The sequence below is a fragment of the Paracoccus yibinensis genome, assembly GCF_030846195.1.
Classification (GTDB): domain Bacteria; phylum Pseudomonadota; class Alphaproteobacteria; order Rhodobacterales; family Rhodobacteraceae; genus Paracoccus; species Paracoccus yibinensis.
This window is the reverse complement of sequence record NZ_JAVCWH010000004.1, coordinates 138,406-162,506: the sequence shown is the minus strand read 5'-3', so window position 1 is coordinate 162,506 and position 24,101 is coordinate 138,406. Positions and strand designations below refer to the sequence as shown.

26 protein-coding genes are annotated in these 24,101 nt (G+C 67.1%); 13 read left to right on the top strand and 13 right to left on the bottom strand.

The features are described from left to right. Window positions 1-164: 164 nt before the first annotated feature. The 7 genes from RAH32_RS11025 to fliF all read right to left on the bottom strand — a co-directional run bounded on the left by RAH32_RS11025 (window position 165) and on the right by fliF (window position 5,209). Window positions 165-710, bottom strand: coding sequence for a biotin transporter BioY (locus tag RAH32_RS11025; RefSeq protein ID WP_306607988.1), 546 nt, complete (start codon window positions 708-710; stop codon window positions 165-167). Beyond that, window positions 700-1,326, bottom strand: a complete 627-nt coding sequence (locus tag RAH32_RS11020) for an energy-coupling factor transporter transmembrane component T (protein WP_306607987.1) — start codon at window positions 1,324-1,326, stop codon at window positions 700-702. Before RAH32_RS11020 ends, RAH32_RS11025 begins: the two co-directional genes overlap by 11 nt. After that, window positions 1,301-2,017 (bottom strand): energy-coupling factor ABC transporter ATP-binding protein, encoded by a 717-nt coding sequence (locus RAH32_RS11015; RefSeq protein WP_306607986.1) that lies wholly within the window; start codon window positions 2,015-2,017, stop codon window positions 1,301-1,303. Before RAH32_RS11015 ends, RAH32_RS11020 begins: the two co-directional genes overlap by 26 nt. Before the next feature lie 108 nt (window positions 2,018-2,125). After that, window positions 2,126-2,845, bottom strand: coding sequence for a flagellar type III secretion system pore protein FliP (gene fliP / locus RAH32_RS11010; protein WP_306607985.1), 720 nt, complete (start codon window positions 2,843-2,845; stop codon window positions 2,126-2,128). After that, entirely contained in the window at window positions 2,842-3,099 is a 258-nt protein-coding gene (locus RAH32_RS11005) for a FliM/FliN family flagellar motor switch protein (protein ID WP_103173426.1), read from the bottom strand. Before RAH32_RS11005 ends, fliP begins: the two co-directional genes overlap by 4 nt. Continuing rightward, entirely contained in the window at window positions 3,087-3,653 is a 567-nt protein-coding gene (locus RAH32_RS11000) for a hypothetical protein (protein ID WP_306607984.1), read from the bottom strand. The genes RAH32_RS11005 and RAH32_RS11000 overlap by 13 nt, the downstream gene beginning before the upstream one ends. Next, window positions 3,650-5,209, bottom strand: a complete 1,560-nt coding sequence (gene fliF, locus RAH32_RS10995) for a flagellar basal-body MS-ring/collar protein FliF (protein ID WP_306608200.1) — start codon at window positions 5,207-5,209, stop codon at window positions 3,650-3,652. Before fliF ends, RAH32_RS11000 begins: the two co-directional genes overlap by 4 nt. Window positions 5,210-5,336: 127 nt before the next feature. Between fliF and RAH32_RS10990 the strand changes: the two genes are divergently transcribed. The 9 genes from RAH32_RS10990 to RAH32_RS10950 are packed head-to-tail and all read left to right on the top strand — an operon-like array spanning window position 5,337 to window position 12,128. Beyond that, the gene (locus tag RAH32_RS10990) at window positions 5,337-5,801 is read left to right on the top strand and encodes a flagellar basal body-associated FliL family protein (RefSeq protein WP_306607983.1); all 465 of its coding nucleotides are present in this window, start codon (window positions 5,337-5,339) and stop codon (window positions 5,799-5,801) included. Beyond that, complete coding sequence (locus RAH32_RS10985; RefSeq protein WP_306607982.1) at window positions 5,798-6,163, top strand: hypothetical protein; 366 nt, start codon at window positions 5,798-5,800, stop codon at window positions 6,161-6,163. The genes RAH32_RS10990 and RAH32_RS10985 overlap by 4 nt, the downstream gene beginning before the upstream one ends. Next, window positions 6,156-6,698: a MotE family protein gene (locus tag RAH32_RS10980; RefSeq protein ID WP_306607981.1), complete on the top strand. Its 543-nt coding sequence runs from the start codon at window positions 6,156-6,158 to the stop codon at window positions 6,696-6,698. The genes RAH32_RS10985 and RAH32_RS10980 overlap by 8 nt, the downstream gene beginning before the upstream one ends. Before the next feature lie 12 nt (window positions 6,699-6,710). Next, the gene (gene motA / locus RAH32_RS10975; protein WP_306607980.1) at window positions 6,711-7,577 is read left to right on the top strand and encodes a flagellar motor stator protein MotA; all 867 of its coding nucleotides are present in this window, start codon (window positions 6,711-6,713) and stop codon (window positions 7,575-7,577) included. Further along, complete coding sequence (locus RAH32_RS10970) at window positions 7,577-7,855, top strand: hypothetical protein (RefSeq protein ID WP_306607979.1); 279 nt, start codon at window positions 7,577-7,579, stop codon at window positions 7,853-7,855. Before motA ends, RAH32_RS10970 begins: the two co-directional genes overlap by 1 nt. Continuing rightward, a complete protein-coding gene (locus RAH32_RS10965) occupies window positions 7,852-9,936 on the top strand; it encodes a flagellar biosynthesis protein FlhA (RefSeq protein ID WP_306607978.1) in 2,085 nt (694 codons plus the stop codon). Before RAH32_RS10970 ends, RAH32_RS10965 begins: the two co-directional genes overlap by 4 nt. Next, complete coding sequence (locus RAH32_RS10960) at window positions 9,936-10,691, top strand: flagellar biosynthetic protein FliR (protein ID WP_306607977.1); 756 nt, start codon at window positions 9,936-9,938, stop codon at window positions 10,689-10,691. Before RAH32_RS10965 ends, RAH32_RS10960 begins: the two co-directional genes overlap by 1 nt. Next, window positions 10,688-11,749: a flagellar type III secretion system protein FlhB gene (flhB, locus tag RAH32_RS10955; RefSeq protein ID WP_306607976.1), complete on the top strand. Its 1,062-nt coding sequence runs from the start codon at window positions 10,688-10,690 to the stop codon at window positions 11,747-11,749. Before RAH32_RS10960 ends, flhB begins: the two co-directional genes overlap by 4 nt. A gap of 7 nt (window positions 11,750-11,756) precedes the next feature. Further along, on the top strand, window positions 11,757-12,128 hold the full coding sequence (locus RAH32_RS10950; RefSeq protein WP_306607975.1) for a hypothetical protein: 372 nt from the start codon (window positions 11,757-11,759) through the stop codon (window positions 12,126-12,128). A 286-nt stretch (window positions 12,129-12,414) separates the two neighbouring features. Here RAH32_RS10950 and RAH32_RS10945 read toward each other — a convergent pair whose 3' ends face one another. Both RAH32_RS10945 and RAH32_RS10940 read right to left on the bottom strand, forming a co-directional pair. Continuing rightward, the gene (locus tag RAH32_RS10945; RefSeq protein WP_306607974.1) at window positions 12,415-13,443 is read right to left on the bottom strand and encodes an endonuclease/exonuclease/phosphatase family protein; all 1,029 of its coding nucleotides are present in this window, start codon (window positions 13,441-13,443) and stop codon (window positions 12,415-12,417) included. Window positions 13,444-13,501: 58 nt separating this feature from the next. Then, window positions 13,502-14,761: a S8 family serine peptidase gene (locus RAH32_RS10940; protein WP_306607973.1), complete on the bottom strand. Its 1,260-nt coding sequence runs from the start codon at window positions 14,759-14,761 to the stop codon at window positions 13,502-13,504. A gap of 92 nt (window positions 14,762-14,853) precedes the next feature. Here RAH32_RS10940 and RAH32_RS10935 point away from each other — a divergent pair, with 92 nt between their 5' ends. From RAH32_RS10935 to RAH32_RS10920, 4 genes are all read left to right on the top strand, one after another. After that, window positions 14,854-15,345 carry an RNA polymerase sigma factor gene (locus tag RAH32_RS10935; protein WP_306607972.1) on the top strand — a complete coding sequence of 164 codons (492 nt, stop codon included), beginning with the start codon at window positions 14,854-14,856 and terminating at the stop codon, window positions 15,343-15,345. 45 nt (window positions 15,346-15,390) lie between these two features. Further along, a complete protein-coding gene (locus tag RAH32_RS10930; RefSeq protein ID WP_306607971.1) occupies window positions 15,391-16,092 on the top strand; it encodes an anti-sigma factor family protein in 702 nt (233 codons plus the stop codon). Window positions 16,093-16,365: 273 nt separating this feature from the next. Then, window positions 16,366-17,103, top strand: a complete 738-nt coding sequence (locus tag RAH32_RS10925; protein ID WP_306607970.1) for a calcium-binding protein — start codon at window positions 16,366-16,368, stop codon at window positions 17,101-17,103. Window positions 17,104-17,238: 135 nt separating this feature from the next. Beyond that, the gene (locus RAH32_RS10920; protein ID WP_306607969.1) at window positions 17,239-18,855 is read left to right on the top strand and encodes an OpgD/OpgG family glucan biosynthesis protein; all 1,617 of its coding nucleotides are present in this window, start codon (window positions 17,239-17,241) and stop codon (window positions 18,853-18,855) included. A gap of 65 nt (window positions 18,856-18,920) precedes the next feature. Here RAH32_RS10920 and RAH32_RS10915 read toward each other — a convergent pair whose 3' ends face one another. From RAH32_RS10915 to RAH32_RS10900, 4 genes are all read right to left on the bottom strand, one after another. Then, the gene (locus RAH32_RS10915) at window positions 18,921-19,550 is read right to left on the bottom strand and encodes a metal-binding protein ZinT (RefSeq protein ID WP_306607968.1); all 630 of its coding nucleotides are present in this window, start codon (window positions 19,548-19,550) and stop codon (window positions 18,921-18,923) included. Window positions 19,551-19,689: 139 nt separating this feature from the next. Then, window positions 19,690-21,201 (bottom strand): malonate--CoA ligase, encoded by a 1,512-nt coding sequence (locus tag RAH32_RS10910; RefSeq protein ID WP_306607967.1) that lies wholly within the window; start codon window positions 21,199-21,201, stop codon window positions 19,690-19,692. After that, window positions 21,198-22,577, bottom strand: coding sequence for a malonyl-CoA decarboxylase (locus RAH32_RS10905; protein ID WP_306607966.1), 1,380 nt, complete (start codon window positions 22,575-22,577; stop codon window positions 21,198-21,200). The genes RAH32_RS10910 and RAH32_RS10905 overlap by 4 nt, the downstream gene beginning before the upstream one ends. Window positions 22,578-22,607: 30 nt before the next feature. After that, window positions 22,608-23,987, bottom strand: a complete 1,380-nt coding sequence (locus RAH32_RS10900) for an SLC13 family permease (RefSeq protein ID WP_306607965.1) — start codon at window positions 23,985-23,987, stop codon at window positions 22,608-22,610. Between the last annotated feature and the right edge of the window lie 114 nt (window positions 23,988-24,101).

The window sequence follows — 24,101 nt, the reverse complement described above, 5'->3', positions numbered from 1 at the left end:
GTTTACCAACCCCCAATAGCGCCGCCCTGCGGGGCCTCTCCCCCTGGGACGGCAGGAACCATGACCGGCCGTCCCCATGGGCGCCGGTCAACCGCCTTGAAGCATATCCCCGCTGCGTGACAGGTCAAAGACTCTTTGATCTTTCACCGAAAATTCCGGCTGTTCTATTGCCGCGACAGCAGGGCGGCGGGCCGTGATCGAGCCAAAGCTTGGGTGATCAGTCCGGTCAGCACCGCCTTGATGATGTCGCCCGGAATGAAGGCCGTGACCAGGACCGCGCATTCGGCCAAGGTCTTCTTCAGCGCGATCGACATGCCGACGATGCCGAAGGCATACATCACCACGATGCCGCCGATGATCGAGGCCAGCGCGACCGTGACCGCCAGCGGCCCGCTGCGCAGCCGCTCCACGATCAGCCCGATGACGAAGGCCGCGACCGGCCAGCCCAGGAAGAAGCCCGAGGTCGGGGCGACAAAGGCGCCAAGCCCCCCGCGCCCGCCCGCCAGCAGCGGCAGGCCCAGCGCCACCAGCGCCATGAACAGCAGCACGGCCAGCGCGCCGCGTTTCGCGCCCAGGATCGCGCCCGCCAGCATCACGCCCATGCTTTGGGCGGTGATCGGCACGCCGAAGGCCAGCGTCAGGCTGGGGATCAGCCCCAGGGCCGCGATCAGCGCCGCGAACAGCGCGATCCGGGTCATGTCACGTTCCATCAATCCCTCCCTTGGCAGGGGGCAGAATTCCGCCCCGCGCGCGCAAAGCTTCGGCCACATGATCGGCGTCGTCCAGTGCCAAGGCGGCCATCGGCATCACGATCCGCCAGTTCGGCCGGCGACGGGACCGCGCGCGCCAGGACATCGCCAGCCTTTGCCCGTTCTCGACCAGCATCGGTGTAAAGCGCAACACCATGGCGATGGCCAGTTCGACTGCGCAGGTGGACAGCCCCAGGCGGCGCAGCGGCGCCAGCAGCCAGGTCAGCACCACGATCATGTCGGTCAGCCGCGTGGTCATGGTAACGAAATTCGCCAGCGCCAGCATCGTCAGCAGGCGCAGGGCAATGGCTGCGCCTGCCTGGAACTGGCCCGTCACGCCGTGCCACAGGGCGACCAGCAGCAGGAACGGCCACAAAAGCCGCAGATGCCGCGCCCCCTGCCCGGCGAAGGCAAGGCCCCCGGTCAGATACAGGCAAGCGACCGCAAGGAAGGCAAGGGCAAGCCCCGCCGGGTCCAGTCGGAACAGCAGCACCGTCAGGACCGACAGCGCCAGCAGCTTGGCCCCCGCCGGAACCCGATGCGCCCAGATCTCAAGGGGCGAGGTGAGCGAGATCATCCATCCCTCCCCAGTCAAGCATCTGCGCCTCGAAGGCGGGCAGCACCTGCGCAGGCGTGCCGTCGGCGGTCAGACGCCCCCCATCCAGCCACAGGATCCGGTCGAAACCCCGCACCTGGCCCGGATCATGGGTGACAAGCACCACCTGCGCCGCAATCCCGTCCAGATAGCGCATCAGTTGCAGCCGCGTCGGAATGTCGAGACCCGAGAAGGGTTCGTCCATGACGATCACCCGCGGCCGCATTGCCAGCACCGACATCAGGCACAGAAGCTGCTTCTGCCCCTGGGACAGGCTGTGCGTCGCGGCATTCGCCCAATGCGCCTTTCCAAAGCGGGCCAGCATCTCCTGCGCCCCGGCCTCGGCTTGGGGCTGGCGCAAGCCCTGTTGGGTCAGGCCAAAGGCGATTTCCTCGATCACGGTCGGGAAGATGATCTGGTGATCAGGGTTCTGGAAAATGATTCCAACAGCCGCCAGAGCCGCGCGGCGGTCCTGCGCCATGTCGATGCCATAGGTCCGTGCATCGCCCGCGTCCGGCACGACCAGCCCGGCGATCACCCGCGCCAGCGTGGTCTTGCCCGAACCGTTGCGCCCGACGATACCAACCCGCCCTTCGGTCAGTCGAGCGGTCACGTCCTGCAGGACCGCGCGCCCGGCCAGGGTCACGCCGACGCCGCGCAGATCCACGCTCATCCTCGGCCGTATCCCGGCCGTTCTTCAGATCCTGCCGCCATTCGCCGGCCTCCTGTCGTCCTGGCCGGGATTTGCCCGGAACGCCGCCGCCGCGCAACCCCGGACCGCCTATTGATAGCTGCGCACCAGAGCGCCCGCGATCATGGACCAGCCGTCCACCGCCACGAAGAAGGCCAGCTTGAAGGGCAGCGACACCACGACCGGCGGCACCATCATCATCCCCATCGACATCAGCACGGCCGAAACCACCAGATCGATGATCAGGAACGGCAGCGCGATCAGAAAGCCGATCTCGAAGGCGCGCTGGATTTCGGACAGCATGAAGGACGGGATCAGCACCGAGAGTTGCGTGCTGCGGTCGCCGGTGCCGGGCGCGATCTCGGCCAGGCCGGCCAGCGTGTCGGGATCGGTGCGCGCGGCCATGAAGTCCTGGAAGGGCACGATCCCGCGCCGGATCGCCTCGCCCAGGGTGATGCTGCCCTCCTGCAAGGGGGCGCCCGCGACCGCCCAGGCTTCGCGCAGGACCGGGTCCATGATGAACCAGGTCAGGAACATCGCCAAGCTGACGATCAGCATGTTGGGCGGCGATGATTGCAGGCCGATCGACTGGCGCAGGATCGACAGCACGGTGACGATGAAGGGAAAGCACGTCACCATGATGGCGATGGCCGGCGCCAGCGACAGCGCCGTCAGCGCCCCCACCAGCAGCACGGCGTTCTGGCCCAGGCCCTGTCCGACCTGTTCGGCGATCTGCCCGAACTGGTCCTGCGCCAAGGCGGCGGCGGGCAGAAGCGCAAGCAATGCCGCCAAGGCGGTGCTGCGGATCATGCCGCGCCGGGGGCGGGCAGGATGCGCACGCAAAGCCGGTCTTCGGCAGTGGCGTCGGCGGTCAGTTCGCCTCGTGCGATCACCTTGTCTCCCACGCAGATCTCGACCCCTTCGTCGATGGATTGATCCAAGAGAAGGATGTCGTCGGCCCGCAGCGACGAAAGTTGCGCAACGGTCTGGCGGGTGCGGCCCAGCCGGACCGTCACCTCGACCTGGATGGCGTCGGTGTCGATCAGATGATTCAATGCGTCCATGATGTCTCGTCCCCGTTGATTTCGGCAATCAGCTTGCGGATCTCCTGCGTCACGCAAGCCAGATCCAGTTCGATCCGGCCCCCCTGCAGCGACAGCGAAATCCGTTCCGCCTCGTCAGCCGCGACCTCGATCCCCTCAAGCCCGCATTCGGCAAGGCAACGATCAACCATCGCGCGCAGCGACGGTCCGCATGTGATGGAGGCACGCAGTGGCGGGGCAGACCGGGACAGGCGCAGCAACTCCTCGGTCAAGGCGGCTTCCAGGCGGCGTGATTCGCCCGCAGGGGCCAGGCAGTCCAGGATCTGCGCCAGGATCGGCGCCAGCGCCTCGACTGCCTCGCGGCGCAGGTCGGCCCGGCGCGCGGCGTCATCGGCCAGGGCGCGGGCCAGCCGCTCCAGCCCGGCGTTCAAGGTGCGGACCTGTTCGTCCTGCTGGCGGGCCATGCCTTCGGCCAGCCCATCGGCAAAGGCCTGATCCACGGCGTCGCGGCCGAAGGTCAGGGCCCCTTGGGCCGCCGCACCGAAGGATTCGAGTTTGAAGACAGCGAGGCTCAATGGGCGTTCTCCTTGTTGTCGATCCAGCCGGTCAGGATCTTGACGCTTTCGTCATGGCGTTCCTTCATCATATTGCGCAGCCGGGCCACCGGATCGCCGGGGGGCAGCGCAAGCTGTTCAGGCGCGCGGGGGGACACGATCGGGGCGACAGGTTCTGCGATGACTTCTGCGGCAGGCAGGATCGTCCCCGTCAGGGCCGGGGCTTCCGCGGGCGGGCGGCTGTCATCCAGCGCGGGCCGGGCGGCCCGCCCCTTCAGGACCGGGCGCAGCACCAGGAACACCAGAGCCAGCGCAAAGAGACCGATCAGCCCGATCCGTGCCAGGCCATTCAGCTCCAGCCGGTCCATCCAGCCCGGCGCAGCGGCCGTTCCGCCTTCGCCCAAACCGGTGAAGGGCAGCGACTTGACGGTGATCTGGTCGCCCCGCGCCTCGTCGTAACCCACGGCCGAGGCTACAAGCTCGCGCAGCACATCCAGTTCGGCCTGCGGACGAGGCACCATCTGGGATTCCCCCTGGGCGTTTTCCTCGGCCACGCCGTTGACCAGCACCGCCACCGTCAGGCGCCGAGTCGATCCGGGCTGGCGGGACACCTCGCGGGTGGTTCGCGTCACCTCGTAATTGGCCTGCTGGCGGGTTTCCTGGCGGTTGGCCTCGGACCTGTCGCCTTGGGCCTGGTCGCCGTCCGGCAGGTTCGAGGCGGCGGTCACGGCGCCCGTGCCGGTCGAGTTGCTCTGGTCGGTGGTTTCCTCGGTCACCTGGGAAATCAGGGCGCGGCTGTCGGGGTCGAAACGCTGTTCGGTCAGCATCTCGGTCTCGGTGACGACGTCCAGGTTCAGTTCCACGATGGCATTGCCGATGCCGACATGGGGTTCCAGGATACGTTCCACATTGCGCTTCATCTCGGCCGCGCGGTCGGCGCCCGCCTCGTCCTCGCCGGCGGCGACGATGCCGTTGCGGGTGTCGATGACCGTCACCGATTCAGGGTCCATTCCCGGCACGCCCGAGGAGATCAGGTATTTCAGCGCGGCCGCCTGCTCTCGGCTGATGGCCTGGCCATTGGTGGCGATGGTCACCGAGGCGCTGCCCTGGCTGTCGCGGCGATAACCCCGTCCGGTTTCGATCGCCAGGTGGACACGCGCGGTCTTGACGTTGGGCAGGGCCAGGATGGTGCGGGCAAGCTCTCCTTCCTTCGCGCGCCAGTAGGCGGCGTCGAACATCTGCGAGGTTGTGCCGAAGCCCGACATTCCGTCCAGCAGCTCGTAACCCGCGCCGCCGGCGGCGGGCAGGCCTTGCGCCGCCAGATCCATCCGCAGCTTGTCGCGGCTGGCGGCATCGACCCAGATCGAATCGCCGCGCACCTCGTAGGCCACGCCGGCCCGTTCGATCCCGGCCACCACCTCGCCCGCCTGGGCCGAATCGAGACCGCCGTAAAGCAGGCTCATCGAGGGGCGGTTGGCCACCCAGGCAAAGCCCGCGATGGCCATGAATGTCGCCAGAAACGCCGCCACCAGGATGGCTTTCTGTTGAGAGCTTCGCTCTGTCCAATAGTCCTGCAATTTTTGCAAAACCGGCCCTTTCGAATCAGCGTCAGGTTCCCTTGTCCTGATGGTGATCGCATGGGCGTCGTTAAGATTTGGTTAGTCGCGGGGTGCTAATTCCGTCTTGTCACGACGGAGAATCACCATGACCGATGCGACCATCGACCCCGCTGCCAAGCCGTCCGGCAAGAAGAAGCTGATCCCGATCCTGGCGGCTGCGGTTCTGGCGGGTGGCGGCTTCGCCTCGACCTATCTGGGGTTGTGGTCGCCCGCAGCGATCCTTGCCCCGAAAGAGGAAGCGCCTGCCCTGCCTGCGGTGGTCTTCGTGCCTGTCCCCACCATCGACCTGAAAATTCCCGGCGGGTCGGGTCAGAGCCTGGTCCTCTCGGCCAGCATCGAGACCGACAGCGCCCATCAGGCCCAGGTGGCGCATCTGATGCCGCGCGTGTTGGACGCCTTCACGAGCTTTCTCTCGGGGATCGACCCCGCCGCCTATGACAAGCGCGGCGTGCTGGAGATCATCCGCGCCGAGCTGCTGACCCGATCCCGCTATGTCCTCGGAACCGAGGCGATCAAGGACCTGCTGATTACGGAGTTTCGCTTCAAATGATACTGGAACATGCCTTTCAAGCCGCGCTTCTGGCGGCATCGCTGGGGCTTGGCGCCTTCTGCATGATCCTGTCGCGCAGGCTGCGGCGGCTCAACGACCTGGAAACCGGCCTGGGCGGCGCGATCGCCGTCATGGCGGCCGAGGTCGACCGGCTGGACAGTGCCGTCCGCGACGCCAAGACCGAGGCGGCGGCCGCCGCCGAGGCCCTGTCGCGAGAGATCGCCTCGGCCCGCAAGGAACGCGCCCTGTGGGATTTGCGCCAGAAGATCACGCAGGCCCAGGCGCAGTCGCCCGTGGCAGCAGCGGCCCCGGTCATCCCGATGCGCCGGCTGCGCAAGCGCGTGGTGGCCGCCGATGCGTAGATCGGCCCTGATGATGCTGACACTGGCCTTTGCGGTGCCTGCGGGCGCGGCCATCTGGCAGGCGGGGGATCTGTCGCGGTTCTTCGCGGCCTCGGCCAGTTCGGGGGATTTGCTGCAAGGCTGCACCGACGTCCCGGAAGCCGTGGCCTTGGCCACCGAACTGCGCGACCGCGCCCTGCGGATCGAGCGCTACATGGAGGCGCTGGACACCCGCAAGGCCGAGATCGCCACTGCCGAGGCCGCGCTGAAGGCCCGCGCCACCGAGCTTCGCCAGCAGAAGTCAGGCATCCAGTCGCGCCGCGACACGGCGTCTCAGGCCGTGCGCGAAGATATTGACCGCCTTGTCGCCGTCTATGACCAGATGAAGCCCGCCGAAGCCGCGGCGGTCCTGACCAACCTGCCCCCCGATTTCGCCGCCGAGATCCTGATGCGCGTCCAGCCCGAGACCGGCGCCCGCATCATCGCCTCGGTCGAGCCGCGCCAGGCCGCGCTGCTGACCGCCCAGATGGGCGCGCGCAGCGTCCAGAACGACTAGGAGAGAAAGCCCATGTTCGGCATCGTCGGCATCGTCGTCACCTTCGCCATGGTCTTTGGCGGCTATATCCTGGCCGGCGGAAAGATGGGCGTGATCACGCATTCCCTGCCCTTCGAGATGATGATGATCGGGGGGGCGGCCATCGGATCCTATCTGCTGACCAATGACAGCCACACGCTGAAACATACTCCGAAGGGGATCATCCAGGCCTTCAAGGGGCCGAAATGGAAGGAATCCGACCACCAGGACGTGCTGTGCCTGATGTTCCAGCTTCTGAAGATCGCGCGCGAAAACCCCGTTGCCCTGGAACAGCATATCGAAAACCCGACGGAATCGTCCATCTTTACCGCCTATCCCCGGCTTCTGGCCGATCACGAGGTCGTCTCGCTGATCGCGGACACGCTGCGGTCGGCCAGCCTGAACTATGACGATCCCTACCAGGTCGAGGACATGCTGTCGCGCCGCCTGGCCGGCCTGCGCGAGGATGCGATGCATGTCCCCCACGCGCTGCAAAGCATGGCGGATGCCCTGCCCGCGCTTGGCATCGTGGCGGCCGTCCTGGGCGTCATCAAGACCATGAGCGCGATCGACCAGCCCCCCGCCGTTCTGGGGGGCATGATCGGCGGCGCCCTGGTCGGCACCTTCCTGGGCGTGTTCCTGGCCTATGGCTTCGTGGCCCCCCTGGCGGGCCGGCTGGGCGGCGTCATCAAGCAGGACCTGGCGTTTTTCGATGTCATCAAGTCGGTGCTGATCGCGGGCCTGCACCAGCACGCCACCAACCTGTGCGTCGAGGTCGGCCGCCAGACCGTGCCCGATCATGTCCGGCCCAGCTTCAACACGCTTGAGGCCGCGCTGCGCGATCTCAAGAAGGCTGCGTGATGATCGGGGCGATGGTAATGGCAATCGCCCTGTCGGGCAGTGCCCCAACGGAAGCGGCCCTGCTGCCCGATGCTGCGGCCCTGGCAGACGACGCGACGGGCTGGCTTCTGGAAGGCGAGGCCCTGCCCCCCGATTATCGCGCGCGGCTGATGCGGATGCCGCCCGAGGCGCGGCTGCAGGCCCTGGTGTTCCTGCGGCGGTCCGGCCTGCTGACCAGTGATGCCTGGGCGCTGTCCGACATCCTGGATCCCGCCCCTGGCCAGGAAGCCGCCCCATGAGCAGCGCAAGCAGCCGTCTGAAGTCCATCGACACGTCGGTCCTTGTCACGGGCGGGCTGGTGGTGATCGTCCTGTCGATGGTCATTCCGCTGCCGTCCTCGGTCCTGGACTTCGGCATCGCGCTGTCCATCGCGGCGGCGACGCTGATCCTTGTCATGGCCTCGCTGGTGGACCGGCCCACCGACTTCCAGGCCTTCCCGATGCTGCTGCTTGTGACGCTGGTGATCCGGCTGTCGCTGAACGTGTCGTCCACCCGGCTGATCCTGACCCAAGGCCATACCGGGACGGATGCGGCGGGCCATATCATCAACGGCTTTGCCAGCTTCGTCGCGGGTGGATCGCTGATGGTCGGCGTGACGGTCTTTGCCGTCATATCGATCGTGAACTTCATCGTCATCACCAAGGGTTCTGGCCGCATGGCCGAAGTCGCGGCCCGCTTCGCGCTGGATTCGCTGCCCGGCAAGCAGCTTGCCATCGACGCGGATCTCAACGCCGGCGCCATCGACCACCAAGAGGCCAAGACCCGCCGGGCGCGCGACCAGCAGGAGATCAACTTCTTCGGCTCGCTGGATGGGGCGTCCAAGTTCGTCAAGGGCGACGCGGTGGCGGGCATCGTCATCACCCTGGTCAACCTGCTGGTAGGGCTGGGCATCGGCATCGTGGCGCATGGAATGCCCGTGGGCGAGGCGATGGCCACCTATTCCCACCTGACCATCGGCGACGGGCTGGTCAGCCAGATCCCCGCCGTCATTACCTCGATGGCGGCGGCCCTGCTGTTGTCGCGCGGCGGAGCCACCGACACGACCGCGAGGATGCTGTCGCACCAGTTGATCCGCGGCTGGCAGCCCGCCGCCGTGGTCGCGGCCGCGATGCTGCTGATGTCCTTCGTTCCGGGAATGCCGCGCCTGCTGTTCCTGGCCATTGCGGGCGCCCTGGCCTTCGGCGCCTGGAAGCTTTACCGACAGGGCTTGATCCCCCCTCCCCTGCCGGAACCCAAGGCCGATGCCGCGGCGCCCCGCCCCGCCGCCCGGATCGGCGACGTTCTGGACACCGACGAGATCAGCGTCGAGATCGGCAGCGACCTGGTGCTGATCTCGCTGGACCAGGCGCGCGGCCTTGGCAGCCGGATCACCAACCTGCGGATCCATATCGCCCGCGCCTATGGGCTGATCCTTCCCGATGTGCGCATCACCGACACCGACGACCTTCATCCGGGCGACTATCAGATCCGTATCCACGGCGTCGTGCGCGGGCGCGGCAGCCTGCGTCCGGGCGCGGTCCTTGCGCTTGGACCCGATCATGTGCTGCAAGGCCTCTCGGGCGACCCGGTGCGCGAGCCCGTCTATCTCAGCCCCGCGCGCTGGATCGACCGGAACTTCCAGGACGAGGCGGCGACGCAGGGTGCCACCGTCGTCACCCCCATGGAGGTTCTGTCCACGCATCTGATGGAGGTCGTGAAGGCCAACCTGTCGGCGCTGCTAACCCTGGGCGCCATGCAGCGCCAGATCGAGGAGTTGAAGACGCTGTCCGACAGCGCGCGGGCCGAGCGCAACCGCCGCTATTTCGACGGCATGATCCCCGACAAGGTCTCGCCCGAGACGCTTCTGGCGGTGTTGCGCGCGCTTCTGGACGAAAAGGTCTCGATCAGGAACCTGCCGCTGATCGTGGATGCTATGGCCGAATTCCGGGCCATCGATTCGATCGAGACGGTCTATGAACTGGTCCGCAAGCGGCTGCGCGGCCAGATCACCCAGCAATACAGCGATCCGGCGGGCGCCGTCTCGGCCCTGCAACTGCACCCGGCATGGGAGGCCGAGTTCGTGCGTGCCGATGCCGAGACCGGCCGTGCGGGCGGCGGGGCGATCACGCCCGCCTTGTCGCGCAAGCTGCTGGAGGCCGCGCGCCGTGCCATGGCGGCTGTCGAACCGGCCTTGCAGACGGTGCTGGTCGCCCCCGATCATCGCCGCCGGATGCTGCGCGCGGTTCTGGGATCGAACGGCATCGCCATGCCGGTCCTGGGGCTGGAGGAAATCGACCCCGGCGCCGAACTGCGCCTTGTCGGCACCATCGAGGTCGGGTGATGTGGGATCAGCTTTCCCAGATGCTGCCGGGATTCAGTTGGACCTGGGTGCTGGTCTATCTGCGCGTGCAGGCGCTGGTCCTGGTCCTGCCCGGCCTGGGAGAACGGGCGATCCCGGTCCGCGTCCGCGCCGCAGCCGCCATGGCCGTCACACCCATGCTGGCTGGGCTGATACCACCCGTCTCCGCCCCAGGCGGCACGCTGGCGACCCTGGGGCAGGCGGCGGGCGAAACGCTGATCGGGCTGGCCGCCGGCATGGGCCTTCGGCTGCTGGCGCTGTCGCTGGACATCGCGACCTCGGCCATCACGGCCACGGCATCACTGTCGCAACTGGTCGGCGGCCAGAACGAGGCCGCGCCCCATCCGATCGGCAACCTGGTCCATCTGGCCGGGCTTGCGGTGCTGATGGTGATGGGCCTTCCGGTGATGCTGGTGCAGCTGATGGCCGACAGTCTGGTGATCTGGCCCCCTGGCGGTTGGCCCGACGCGGACGGCCTTGCCGCCGAGGCGATCCGCCTGGTGGCCCGCAGCTTCTGGATCGCCATGCTTCTGGCCGCGCCCTTCACGCTGGGCGGCTTCATGTTCCAGGCGCTGTCCGGTGTCATCAACCGCGTCATGCCCGCCCTGCCGGTGATCTTCATCGGCTCGCCCGCCGCGATCATGCTGGCCTTGGCGGCCTTGGCCCTTCTGGCGCCCGTTCTGATCGGGCTGTGGGCCGATGCCGTCCTGGGTTACATGCTGCCAGGTGCGCCATGAGCGAGGAGAACGACGACAAGCCCTTCGAGGCATCCGAGCAGAAGCTTCGCCGTGCCCGGGAAAAAGGGGACATTCCGCGTTCCGCCGAATTGAACGTGGCGGCGATGTACCTGGGGGCTTGGCTGGCATTCGCCGTGGGTGCGGGCTTTGCCGTCAAGGCCTGGATGACGATGGCTATGCGCGCTCTGGGGTCCGAAGGCTGGACGCCCGGCACGACGGGGGCGGTGGCGATGGCCTTGGGCCAATACGCCGGATGGGCCGTGCTGGGGCTGGCCGCCGTGCCGTCGCTGGTGATCGTGGTGGCGCTGATTGGCGGGCGCGGCCTGGTCTTCGCGCCGGCAAAGCTGGCTTTCGATTTGAACCGCATCAACCCGATGAAGACGGCGGCACAGAAATTCGGCAAGTCGGGTCTTGTGAACTTCGGCATCTCGCTGGGCAAGGTGACGCTTGTGGGCCTGGGGGGCTGGTTCCTGTTCCAGAACCTTCTCGGCCATCTTGTGGCAAGTCCGCTGGCGGGGGACCGCTGGATCGCCGACCTGGGCGTGCTGCTGGGGCGGGTGCTGGCCCTGGCGCTGGCGATCTCGGTCCTGTTCGCGGGCCTGGACATGGGCTGGCAGGTGTTCGACCACCGCCGCAAGAACCGCATGAGCCGCAAGGAAATGGAGGACGAATACAAGGATTCCGAGGGCGATCCGCATTTCAAGGCTGCCCGCCGCCAGCGTGCAGTGGATATCGCCACCAAGCAGATGCTGGCCGATGTCGCCAAAGCCGATGTGGTGATCGTGAACCCCACCCATTACGCCGTGGCCCTGGAATGGAAACGCGGCAGCGGGCGGGCGCCGGTCTGCCTTGCCAAGGGCACGGACGAGGTTGCGGCCCGAATCCGCGAACGCGCGCGCGACAACAAGGTGCCGATCTTTTCGGACCCGCCTTGCGCGCGGGCGATCCACGCCACTGTCGAGATCGGGCAGGAAATCCGCCGCGAACAGTTCGCCGCCGTCGCCGCCGCAATCCGGTTCGCCGAAAAGATGCGTGAAAAGGCAAGGGCGGGGTGGTGAGGGCCGGATGACTCGGGAAAGCGACAAGCTTGCGCAACTGGAACGGATCGCCCGCATCAAGGCGGAACGCGAATTGAAGCGGTTCGCGGCCTTCAGCCTGCATATGAAACAGACGCAAAGCCACGCCGACGCGATGCGCACCGCCCTTGACCAAAGCTATCGCAGCGGCGCCCCCCTGTCCGTGGCCGAGGCTCGCATCGCCAACGCCCAGGCAGGCCGCAGCGCGCGCGAACTGCGCCAGGCCGAGGCCGAGGTTGCCCGGATGCAGCCCCGGTTCGAAGCCGCCCGCCGCGATGCCGCCCGCGAATTCGGCCGGGCCGAGGTGCTGTTGAACCTGTCGGAACAGCGACGCGCGGATGAAAAGGCGCCGAAATACTGATCGCCTGATGTCAGGGCGGTTCTTGAACCTGCGATGGCAGGGGAAACTTACCCAGCGGATCAGAGAGGTGCGGCCTGGGACTGCGCGACGGCAAGACCCCTATGGCAGAAGGATCCTGAGGTTCAATCCGCACAGCCCGGGCCTTCATGGCGATCGCCGGCGTTCCAGGCAATGCCTGAAGCGGGCGGCATGGCCGCAGCCGGGACTTGCGCCTCCCGCCCATTCCTAACGGGATGTTGCCGACCCGATCCCACGCCCTTTTGGCGAGTCCATGGCGCGGCACAGGTCACCGACCGGCCTGGGCCGCCACCGAGTCCAAGTCGATGTCCACCCAGACCAGCCGGTGATTGGACGCGGCCTCGACTGCCGGGGCCAGGGGTTCGCCGGGCGCGGGCCAGATCACGCCGCTGTCGATGATCCGCAGTACCTTGGCGGGCCAGACGTAATCCACCCGCAGGTTGCCCGGTCCGGCCGCGTCATAGACCGCCGTGTCCAGGGCCGGATCGCCGCCCTGCCCTGCATTCGCCCCTTCCTGTTCGGGCTGGAATGCTCCCTTGGGTTGCGGATCCTGGGCATGGTCCAGCAGCGCGGTCATCGCCTGCGGCCGCCCTTCGCCATCGACGATATCCAGGTTCGGATTGCCCAGAAGCACGAAGGGCGCGCGCGGCAGATGGTGCAGCCAGAAGGCCGCCTCGTCGTGGTTGCGGCGGCCGTTCAGATCCTCGGGCCCGTCAAAGACCGGCGGGGTCGCCGACCAGGCCAGCAGGTGCAGTGGACCCGCATCGGTCAGAACAGGCACGTCCCAATGCGCGGTGGACGACAGTCGCTGATCCTTAGGCGCTGTGGGTGGCATCAGGTTGCCCGGCAGGTCGCGCCACAGGATCGCCGTATGATCCGCGACCGGCCCCAGCGGCAGGCGCGACAGGACGGCCATCGCATTTTGCCCCGTGAACTGGCCGAAACCCTGCGCATCGCCTGCCCCCCCGGTCCGTCCATCGCCGTCCAGATCGAGGCCGGTCGGCATCCCGCTGCTGGGTCGGGCGGCGAAACGGTGGGGCATCGGATGTCCCGCCTGCTCCAGAACTTCAGCAAAGGCCGCAAGGACCAGTCCGTCGTGGTCCCAGTCGATGCCGGTCAGCAGGATCACGTCGGGCGCCGCCGCCACGATCACCTGGGCCGCTGCCAAGACCTGCGGATCGTCGCGGCGAATGTCGCGCAACAGAAGGCCCGGCCCCTTGCGGGTCAGACCGGGGTCATAGGTCGCCACGCGCAGCCCCTCGGCCGCCGCGGGCGACGCCAGAAGAAGACAAATCATCCAGACAAAACGTCCCATGCGGCAGATGTCGCATGGGACATGCGGACTGCCAAGCCCCTCAGCAGGGCGGCGGCGGGGCGATCAGTCCGGCACCAAAGATCGCGTCGCGCCCATCCGGCCCAAGGTCACGGGCCGCATCGCGCAGCATGTCGCGCAACTGCGCCGCAGACAGCGACGGGTCGCGCTGCCAGATCAGCGCCGCAGCCGCCGTCACGAAGGGCGCGGCATAGGATGTGCCGGTCTTGGTCCGCGCCCCGCTGATGGAGGCCGCCGTCCAGACATTCACCCCCGGCGCCGCAAGGTCGATGTGATTCCCCCGGTTTGCCCGGCGATAAACCTGGCCGCGCCGGTCCACCGCCGTCACCGCCAGCACCTGATCATAGGCTGCCGGATAGGCGGGCGCGGCGCGCGGACCGCCATTGCCCGCTGCCGCGATCAGCAGCATGTCGGCCGCCGCCATGTCGGCGATCTGCCGGGCCAGGGCGGTGTTCGGCGGACCGGCCAGCGACAGGTTGACGATGCGGACGTCCTGGGCGGACAGATAATCCAGGGCCTCGATCAGCGCGAATGCGTCGGCACGCTGATCCCGGGCGGTTTTCTGGAAGGCATCGACGGCGATCAGTTCCGCACCGGGAATCAGACCGGGGCTGCGGCTGTCGGTATCGCCCACCAGCAGCGAGGCGACGGCGGTGCCATGCAGCAGATCCGACGGCGCGGCCCCGGTGTCGATGCGGTGAACGCGGATGCGCGCGTCCGAGAGCGCGGCGTGATCGGCGTTCAGTCCGGTATCCACCATGCCGATGCGCGGCAGGGCGGCACAGCCTGCCAGACCGGCAGGCCAGCCGATCATGTCGCGGGCCAGGCAGTCCGCATTGTCGCAGCGCCCGCCCTGGGCCGCCTGTTCGCTGCGATAGAAATGGTTGAAATCCGCCTGCGATCCTTGGGCAAGGCGGCGCACGCGGTCGCGGGCCTGAACCATGGTCAAGGTGGCGGGCTTCAGCAGCCGGGCCAGGCTGTCACCGCTCGACAACGCGCGGCTTTGCAGGACATCGAACCCCTCGGCCTGAAGGGTGGCCAAGTCGGCGTCGGTCAACCCACGGGCCAGAACCTCGTTTTCGGCGCGGGTCGGCAGCGGGGCCGGCGGGGGCGCGGCACGCGCGCGGCGGACCACGCGGTCGTCGTCATCGTCGTCATCATCATCGTCGTCGTCATCTTCGGCCAGGGCCATCGCGGCCCAGGACCAGCCGTCCGGCTGGAGGCGCGGCTGGCCGGCCAGCACCAGGAGAACGGCGGCAAGAAACAGCAACAGCTTCGGCATGGCCGGTTTCCTTCGGACAGTTGGTTTCTGGACATTGACGCGGCAGACCCGCAAATATTCCCCCGACGCAGGAAAAATCCAAGAGGGTGGGCATGGACCCAGATTTCGGCGAAGCCCTGATCCGGCTGCTGCCCAATCTTCGCCGCTATGCGCTGTCGCTGGCCCGGCGCGGGGATCTGGCCGACGACCTGGTGCAGACCACGGTGGAACGCGCGATCCGGGCGGCGGCCAGCTATGACCCGTCGGTGCGGCTGGAGCCATGGCTGTTCCGCATCACCCGCAATGCCTTCATCGACCTGACCCGCCGCCAGCGCACCGAGGGGGTGCAGGTCGATGTCTTCGACATCCCCGAGGCCCTGCCCGACGACAGCGACCGCGCCATCGAGGCGCGGCTGATGCTGCGCGCCACGCAGGAGGCGATGAAGACCCTGCCGCCCGAGCAGGCCGAGATCCTGCACCTGATCTGCATCGAGGAGCTGAGCTATGCGGAAGCCGCCGAGGTTCTGGACATCCCCAAGGGCACGGTGATGAGCCGCCTGTCCCGCGCCCGGCTGGCGCTTGGGGAAAGGCTGGGAATAAAATGACGCGCCATGCGTATTCCTGCGATACCCGTTCGAAAGGATCCGGCCATGCGGATTGACGACGAAACCCTGATGGCCCTGGCGGACGGCGAACTGGACCGGGCCGAGGCCGCGCGCGTCTCGGCCGCGATCGCCGACGATCCCGAGGCCCAGTCCCGCCTGCGCCGCTTCACGGAAACACGGGCGCGGCTGAAGGCACTGTCCGCCGCCGCGTCGCATCCGGCGTCCGCGGACGACCCCCTGATCGCCCGCATCCGCGCGGCCAGCGTCCCGGCGCAGGCCCTCGCTGATGCCCCTGTCCAGGCCACCGCGCCCGCCAACAGGAACCGCGCGCCCCTGGCTGCCCTGGCGGCCGCATTGACGGTCGTGGTGGTGGGCCTTGGCTGGTGGCAGATGGGTGGCCCTGCCTCTGGCCTGCCCGAGGCCGAGGTCGCGGCCCTGGACAGCCTTCCCTCGGGTCAGGCAGTGCTGCTGGAGGACGGGCGCGACCTGACCATGATTGCGTCCTATCGCACGGCAGAGGGTGTTTTCTGCCGGGAATACGAAACGGCGCGGGATACGGCCCTGACGGTCAGCGTCGCCTGCCGCGACGGGGATCGCTGGCAACAGCAATTCGCCAGCGACCTGACCACAGCCGATGGCTATGTCCCCGCATCGGGCGATATCGCGGCCCTGGACGCCTGGCTGGCAGATACCGGCGCGGGCGACCCGCTGACGCCCGAGGATGAAGCGGCCGCCTTGGCCCAGTAGCGCGTCACAAGCAGTCGATCGGATGAAAGGCCCCCAGAACCGGGGGCCTTTCTTCTGGGGCGAGAAAAATTTGCGCCGCCCTGGAATAGTCACGCCCCTGTTTCCGTAAACGCTGCATCAGGCGGTCACGGGCATGGCCAGCGTCCATCAGCCGTGCCGCCCGATCGGATCACCTGTCCTGGCGTGACGCCCGGAGAAGGGAAACGGGACGCGGCTGCCAAAGGGCGGAGCGGCGCGGCCTTCATCAATCCGCCCGATGCAGGAGAGACTGACATGGCGACCTATTTCGGAAACGACGATTCCAACATCTACAACGGGACGAATCTGGCCGACCGGATTTTCGGCCGGTCGGGCGACGACCGGCTGTCGGGCCTTGGCGGCAACGACACCATCGACGGCGGCGAAGGAAACGACCGGCTGTGGGGGGGCGAGGGGAACAACGTCATCTGGGGCGGATCGGGCAACGATGCCATCTGGACCGGCGCGGGCAGCGACCGCATCGTCGCGGGGGAAGGAAATGACGCGGTCCGCGCCGGTGCGGGAAACAATGCGGTCAGCCTGGCCGAGGGGAACGACACCGCCGTGACCCTGGGCGGCCGCGACACCATCGACGGGGGCGAAGGCAACGACCGCATCGTTTCCGGGGCGGGCAACGACATCCTGCGCGGGGGCGAGGGCGACGACGTGATGATCGCCGAGGCGGGGAACGACACGCTGGTCGGAGGCGAGGGCAATGACGTGCTGAACGGCGGCCTTGGCAACGACCTGCTGACGGGCGGCGAAGGGGCCGACCGCTTCGTCTTCAACGGCGGCATCGACCGAATCACCGACTTCGAAAACGGCGACGACAAGATCGACCTGTCGGCCTTTGGGCAGTTCAACAGCTTCGCCAGCATCCGCGCCGCCGCCACCCAGGTGGGCACGGACATCGTCATCAAGGCAGGCATCCACCGGCTGGTGGTCGAAGACACGCGCCTGAACCAGCTGGATGGCGACGACTTCATCTGGTGACGCAAAAAGGCCGGGCGGCGATGCGCGGCCCGGCCCGCCTGATGGCAGGGTTGCGACAGGGCTTGGGCAATTCGGCGGCAACAGACCGCCGAACAGCCGGCCCGCACTTGCATTTGCGCCGGAAGCAAACATTTGATGCCGCGCAACCGCCTTGTCATCCGGGATTCCATGCCGACCGATCACCTGAGCCGCCGCCATATCCTGCAAGCCGCCCTGGGCAGCGGGGCCTTTTTCCTGCTTCCGCATCTGGTGCGGGCGCAGGGCGCGGCGGGCGACAGCCAGCCCTTTTCCCTTGACTGGCTGCGCGACATGGCCCGCGACATGGCCGGCAAACCCCATACCCCCCCGGAGATCGCCGATCCCGAGATCCTGGACCAGGTGGATTACGACCGCCACAACCAGGTCCGTTTCCGCGCTGAGCGCAGCCTGTGGCGGGGCCAGGGCGATACCTCGCCCGTGCAGGCGTTCTTTCCCGGAATGTATTTCCGCAATCCCGTGCGGATCTTCACGGTCGAAAACGGCATGGCGACCGAGGTGCCCTTCTCGCTGGACCTGTTCGACATTCCCGAAGGCAACCCGGCCCGCCAGTTGACCCGCACCAAGGGCTTCGCAGGGTTCCGGGTCCAGGATGCCAGGACGGAAATCGACTGGATGGCATTCCTGGGCGCATCCTACTGGCGGACTTCGGGATACAGCGGGCAGTTCGGGCTGTCGGCGCGCGGCCTTGCCATCGACACGGCGATCCCCGATGGACCCGAGGAGTTTCCCCTGTTCACCCGCTTCTGGCTGGAACCTGCGGAAAACGGCGACCTGACCACCTATGCGCTCTTGGACAGCCCGCGCGCGACCGGCGCCTATCGCATCGAATCGCGGCGCGGCAATGGCGTGGCGCAGGACATCACCGCGACGGTCTTCCTGCGCGATGCGGTGGAACGGATGGGGATCGCGCCGCTGACCTCGATGTTCTGGTTCGGCAAGAACACGCCCCATGTCTCGCCCGACTGGCGGCCCGAGGTGCATGACTCCGACGGGCTGGAGATCCTGGCGGGCAATGGCGAACGCATCTGGCGGCCCCTGAACAATCCGCCCGGCACGATGGTGAACAGCTTTGCCTCGCCATCGGTCAAGGGTTTCGGGCTGATGCAACGCGAACGCGATTTCGCGCAATACCAGGACGACGGCGTCTTCTACGAACGCCGCGCAAGCGCATGGATCACCCCCAAGGGCGACTGGGGCAACGGATCGGTGGTGCTGACCGAACTGCGCACGGACGACGAGATCCACGACAACATCGTGGCCTTCTGGCAACCTGCCGAACCAACCGCCAAGGGCCAGCAACACGACTTTGCCTATCGGCTGGACTGGGTGCGCGACAACCCCGCGGTCAGCGAGATTGCGCATTTCACCGCCACCCGCCTTGGCGCGGGCGGCATTCCCGGCCAGCCGCGCCCCAGGGGGGTGGTCAAGGTCGTCTGCGACTTTGCCGGGCCGAACCTGAAGGGCCTTGGCCGAGAGGACGGGCTGGCGCTTTCGGTGTCCACAGGGCAGGCGCAGGTGTCGAACACCGCCGTCTATCCGGTCGTGGGTACCGATTATTGGCGGGCGCTGTTCGACCTGTCCTTCGCGGAAACCGACACGGCACCCATCGACCTGCGCGCCTATGTCGATCATGGCGGCACCGCGATGACGGAAACGCTGATCCTGCAACTGTTCCCGTCGCAACTGCGCGCGCTGCTGGCCCGCACGCCGTAGGGTGCGTGCTTGCACGCACCGTCAAGGGCGAAACAGCGGTGCGTGCAAGCCCGCACCCTACACCATCAATGCGCCAGCATCTCGGCCACGATAGCGCCCGCGTCCAGCGAGGCCGGGTAATAGGTGGGCCAGTTCGTCACCTCGGCCAGCAGGGCGGCGCGGTCCTCTCCCCAATACAGGTGGAAATGGTCCGACACCTCGGGCGCGATGCGGTGGTCGCTGAACTGGATGAAGCGCGGCGCCGCCCGATCGCCGCCGACCTTCTGGAAGACGAAGCGCACGCCGCGGTTGCCCTTGGCATAGGTCAGGATTTCCTGGCCGTCCGCCTGATAGCGGCCCTGCACTGCTTGGTCGCCGCGGTGGAAGGTCACGCTGTCGCCCTGGATGGTGATGCGGTCCACGTCGGTCCTGTAGCCGGTGTCGTAATAGGCGCGGTATTCGCCGGCGGTCTTGTCACCGTGTTCCGCCTTGTGCGCCATGACCGGATCCAGCGTGCCATCGGCCAGCAGCGGATAGACCGACTGCCAGTCGCCCTGCCAGTCGGACAGAGGCCGGGGCTGGACCTGAGCGTCGTCGAAATAGCCGTCATGCACCGCCTGTTCCGCATGGGAATGGGCGTGCGCATGGGCGTGGTCGTGATCCTTGCCGTGGTCATGCGCCATGGCTGCGGACCCCATGACCAGCATTACGGCCATGACCGCCATTCCTTTAGACCCTGCCATCCGTCACCTCCATTAGCGATATGTTATTACATTTCAGTAACGCGCGATGGCGAGGTGTTCAAGATGAGAAAGGGCGGGCCATGGCCCGCCCCCGTGGTGCAAGGAAACCTTGTCAGCGATACAGCTCACCGAACTGGTCGCGCAGCAGGTTCTTCTGCACCTTGCCCATGGTGTTGCGCGGCAATTCGTCCACGAACAGCACCCGCTTGGGCTGCTTGAACTTCGCCAGCCGCCCGTCGAGCGCCGCCAGCACATCCTGTTCGGAAATGGCGTCCTTGCCGGTCGGCACGATCACCGCCGTCACGCCTTCGCCGAAATCGCGGTGCGGCAGGCCGATCACGGCGGATTCGACCACGCCGGGAAGGGCGTCGATCTCGGTCTCGATTTCCTTGGGATAGACGTTGTAGCCGCCGGTGATGATCAGGTCCTTGCCACGCCCGACGATGTGCAGATAGCCACGGTCGTCGAACTTCCCCAGGTCGCCGGTGATGAAGAAGCCGTTCGCGCGCAGTTCGGCGGCGGTCTTTTCCGGCATCTGCCAATAGCCCTTGAAGACGTTCGGGCCGCGCACCTCGATCATGCCGATCTCTCCCCGGGGCAGTTCGGCGCCTGTCTCGGGGTCGGTCACGATGATCTCGACCCCCGGCAGGGGCATCCCCACGGTCCCGGCGATCCGGTCGCCGTCATAGGGGTTGGAGGCGTTCATGTTGGTTTCCGTCATCCCGTATCGTTCCAGGATCGCATGGCCGGTGCGGGCCTGCCATTCGCGATGCGTTTCCGCCAAAAGCGGCGCGCTGCCGGAAATGAACAGCCGCATATGCGCGGTGATGTCGCGGTCCAGCCGGTCGTCCTGCAGCAGCCGGACATAGAAGGTCGGCACGCCCATCAGCACCGTCGCCCGGTCCATCAGCGCGATGATCCGGTCGGGGTCGAACTTCGGCAGGAAGATCATGCTGGCGCCGGAAAGCAGCGTCACGTTGGTGGCGACGAACAGGCCATGCGTGTGAAAGATCGGCAGCGCATGGATCAGCACGTCCCGCGCGGTGTAACGCCAGGCATCCCGCAGGGCCATGCTGTTGGACACCAGGTTGCCATGCGTCAGCATCGCGCCCTTGCTGCGGCCCGTCGTCCCCGATGTGTAAAGCAGCGCGGCAAGGTCATCCGCATTGCGCGCGATGGTGGCGAAATCCGGCGAGGCACCGGCGGCGGCATCCGTCAGGCTGCCCTGCCCGTTCGCATCCAGTGTCATGATCCGGGCACCTGCCCGCGCCGCGGCGTCCGACAGCGCATCGGCCCTCGCCGGGTCGCAGACAAGAATCCCGGGCGTGGCGTCGCCGATGAAATAGTCGATCTCAGCGGGCGTATAGCCCGTGTTCAGCGGCAGAAACACCGCGCCGGCGCGCACTGTCGCCAGATAAAGGATGATCGCCTGGACCGACTTTTCCACCTGGGCTGCCACGCGGTCGCCGGGCTGCACGCCCAAGGACACAAGCGCATTGGCCATCCGTCCGGTGCGCGCGACCAGATCGCCATAGCTGATGCGTTCGCCCACGGCAGTCTCGATGGCTGTGGCATCGGGATCGGTGATGCCCGTTTCCAGAATGTCGAACAGGTTGGCGTTCATGGCTTTTCTTTCCTGATAGTGGCTTGCCCGGCGGGCAGGTGGCGGCGAACCGCGTCTGACGCGGCGATTTCGGTGCGCTCGGCAAAGGCTTCGTGGTTGGACTCGATCCGGCCGGGATCATACAGGTAATTGACCATCAACCCATGCGATTGCCGCAAGCCGTTGGCCGACACGTCGCCCAGGAAGTTCAGCCGCTCCAGGCAGGCACCGTTGCCCAGATGGAAGCGCGCGACGGGATCGACCGCCCGGCCCCTGGCGTCGCGGGCCTGCAGGAAATAGATCGCGGCCGCGGCCAGCAACGGCTCGCGCAGGGCCTGCGCGGTGTCCCGGTCCACATGCCAGCCCGGCTGGTCCAGGGGTTTCAGGGCCGCGCGCAGATCGTCGTCCAGCATCTTTCCTTCCTCGCGCTCGCGGGCCAGCCAGGCGGCGAAGCCCGGCACCGGGGACAGGGTGACGAAGGTCTGGATGTCCGGCAGTTCGGCCTTCAGTTCCTCGACCACCTGCTTGATCAGGAAGTTGCCGAAGGACACCCCCGCCAGCCCCTTCTGGGTGTTCGATATGGAATAGAACACCGCCGTGGTGGCACGGTCGGCGTCAATGGGCGTGCGGGCCAGATCCAGCAGCGGCGCCACGGTGTCTGGAACCGCCCTGGTCAGCGCGACCTCGACGAAGATCAGCGGTTCATCGACCAGCTGCGGGTGGAAAAAGCCATAGCAGCGCCGGTCGGTCGGTTGCAGGCGGTTGCGCAGGTCGTCCCAGTTCTGGATGGCGTGCACCGCCTCATAGCGGATGATCTTTTCCAGGATCGCGGCGGGGGTATTCCAGTCGATATGGCGCAGCACCAGAAAGCCCCGGTTGAACCAGGACGCGAACAGATGCGCAAAATCGCTGTCCACCCGGCGCAGGTCCGGACTGTCCTTCAGATGGCGCAGCAGTTCCTCGCGCATCCTGACCAGGGCCGCGGTGCCGCCAGGGGCAAGGTTCAGGCGGCGGAGCAGTTCCTGCCGGCGAGGTTCAGAGGCGATGTGCAGCGCCTCGACCGCCTCGGCCGATCCCGGGTCGCGCCGCACGGCATCCAGCGCCTTGGCGATGGCCTTGGGATCGGGACCGAAGCGGTCGGCCAGGGTCGCCAGGAAGTCCAGGCGATTGGCCTCGTCCGCGTCCTCGAAAGCGGTGACCAGGGCTTGGGCCAGGGCAACGCCCGATGCCTCGCCCCGGCGCGACAGCAGCAGTTCGCCCATCTCGGGCAGGCTGGGCGGGGCGGTTACCCGTCCCGCCGGGTCGCGCCAGCGCAGCAGGGCGCGGCCGCGGTCGGTCAGCATGTCGAACAGATCGCCAAAGCGGTTCGTCCGGGGGGTCTGCACGGTCCTGGTCACGCATTCTCTCCTTTCAAGGGTGCCGCCGGATCAGCCCGGCAGCACGACGAAGATCAGCCACAGCACGACCGGCGCCACCAGGGTGACGATGGCGCCATAGTTCAGCAGCTTGCGGAAGAAGGCCTGCTTGTCCACGCCATGCGCATTCGCCAGCACCAAGGCGCCATTGGTGGAAAACGGGCTGACATCGACGATCGTGGACGCAACCGCCATCCCGGCGATGAAGCCGATCGCGCCCACGCCGCTTTCCCCTTGCAGGAACGGCACCGCCAGCGGGATCAGCGACCCCAGGACTGCGGTCGATGAGGCAAAGGCCGACACCACGGCGCCGATGAAGAACAGCATCAAGGCCGCCAGCAGGGGCGAAGCCATGCCGGCCACGCTGTCGCCCACGAAGTCGATGGTGCCCATCTCCTGCAGCACCGCGACATAGGTTGAAACCCCCGTGATCAGCATGATTTCCGGCCAGGCGACCTGCGCCATGGCGCGTTTCTGCATGGTCGGGTTCCACAGCGCCAGCGCCAGGCCGATGGTCAGCGCGACGAAGCCGATGTCCAGGTTGAAGGCCAGCACCAGGACCGCCAGCAGGACCAGGCCCGCCAGCGTGAAGATCTGATAGGGCGTGCCGTCGGGCTGGTTGCCCTCCTCGACCTCGGCCACAAGGCGGTTGGAATCGCCGCCGCCTTCGCGGCTGACACGCTTGGTCAGGGCCTGCGCTTCGCTGTCTCCGAAGATTTGCGGGCCGGTAGCGGCGCGGGCGATCTCTACATGCGGGACGGGCATGGCTTCGATGGTGTCGCGCGCAGCCATCAGCTGGCGCCCGCCCAGGATCATGAACAGGATCGCCGCCACCGCCGCGTTGACGAGGAAGCTTGCCGCGAAGGTGGTCAGCGGCGACAGGGGCAGGCCCGCTTCCTGAACCACGCCGTTGGTGATGCCGCCATAGATGCTGATGGGCGAAAAGCCCCCGGCCTGCGCGCCATGCACGACCATCAGGCCCATCAGCAGCGGGTTGATGTGATAGCGAAAGGCAAAGCCCAGCGCGATGGGCGCCACGATCGCCACCGCACCGGGGCTGACCGCGCCCACGGCGGTCAGCAGCGCGGAAATGCCGAACATGATCCAGGGGATTGCCCCGATGCGGCCCTTGACCGCGCGCACGGCCATGCGCACCAGCCAGTCGATCGTGCCGTTGTTCTGTGCCAGGGCGAACAGCCAGGTGATGCCCACCAGAGTCAGGAACAGCCCGCTGGGAAACCCCCCGAGGATGTCCTTGGTGGTCTGCGCAGCCAGCAGCGTGCCGACCAGAAAGGCCCCGACGAAGGCCAGCACGCCCATGTTGATCGGCCAGATGGTCGCCACGACGAACATCAGAACCAGGGCATAGATGGAAATCAGATGAGGTGTCATGCGGTTCTCCCCTTCCTGCATGAACTTGGGGATTCGCCTCCACACGAATCCTCAGATTGCTTGCGTTATACGCCTGATCACACTTGATGTATATAACAGAATGAATGATGAATG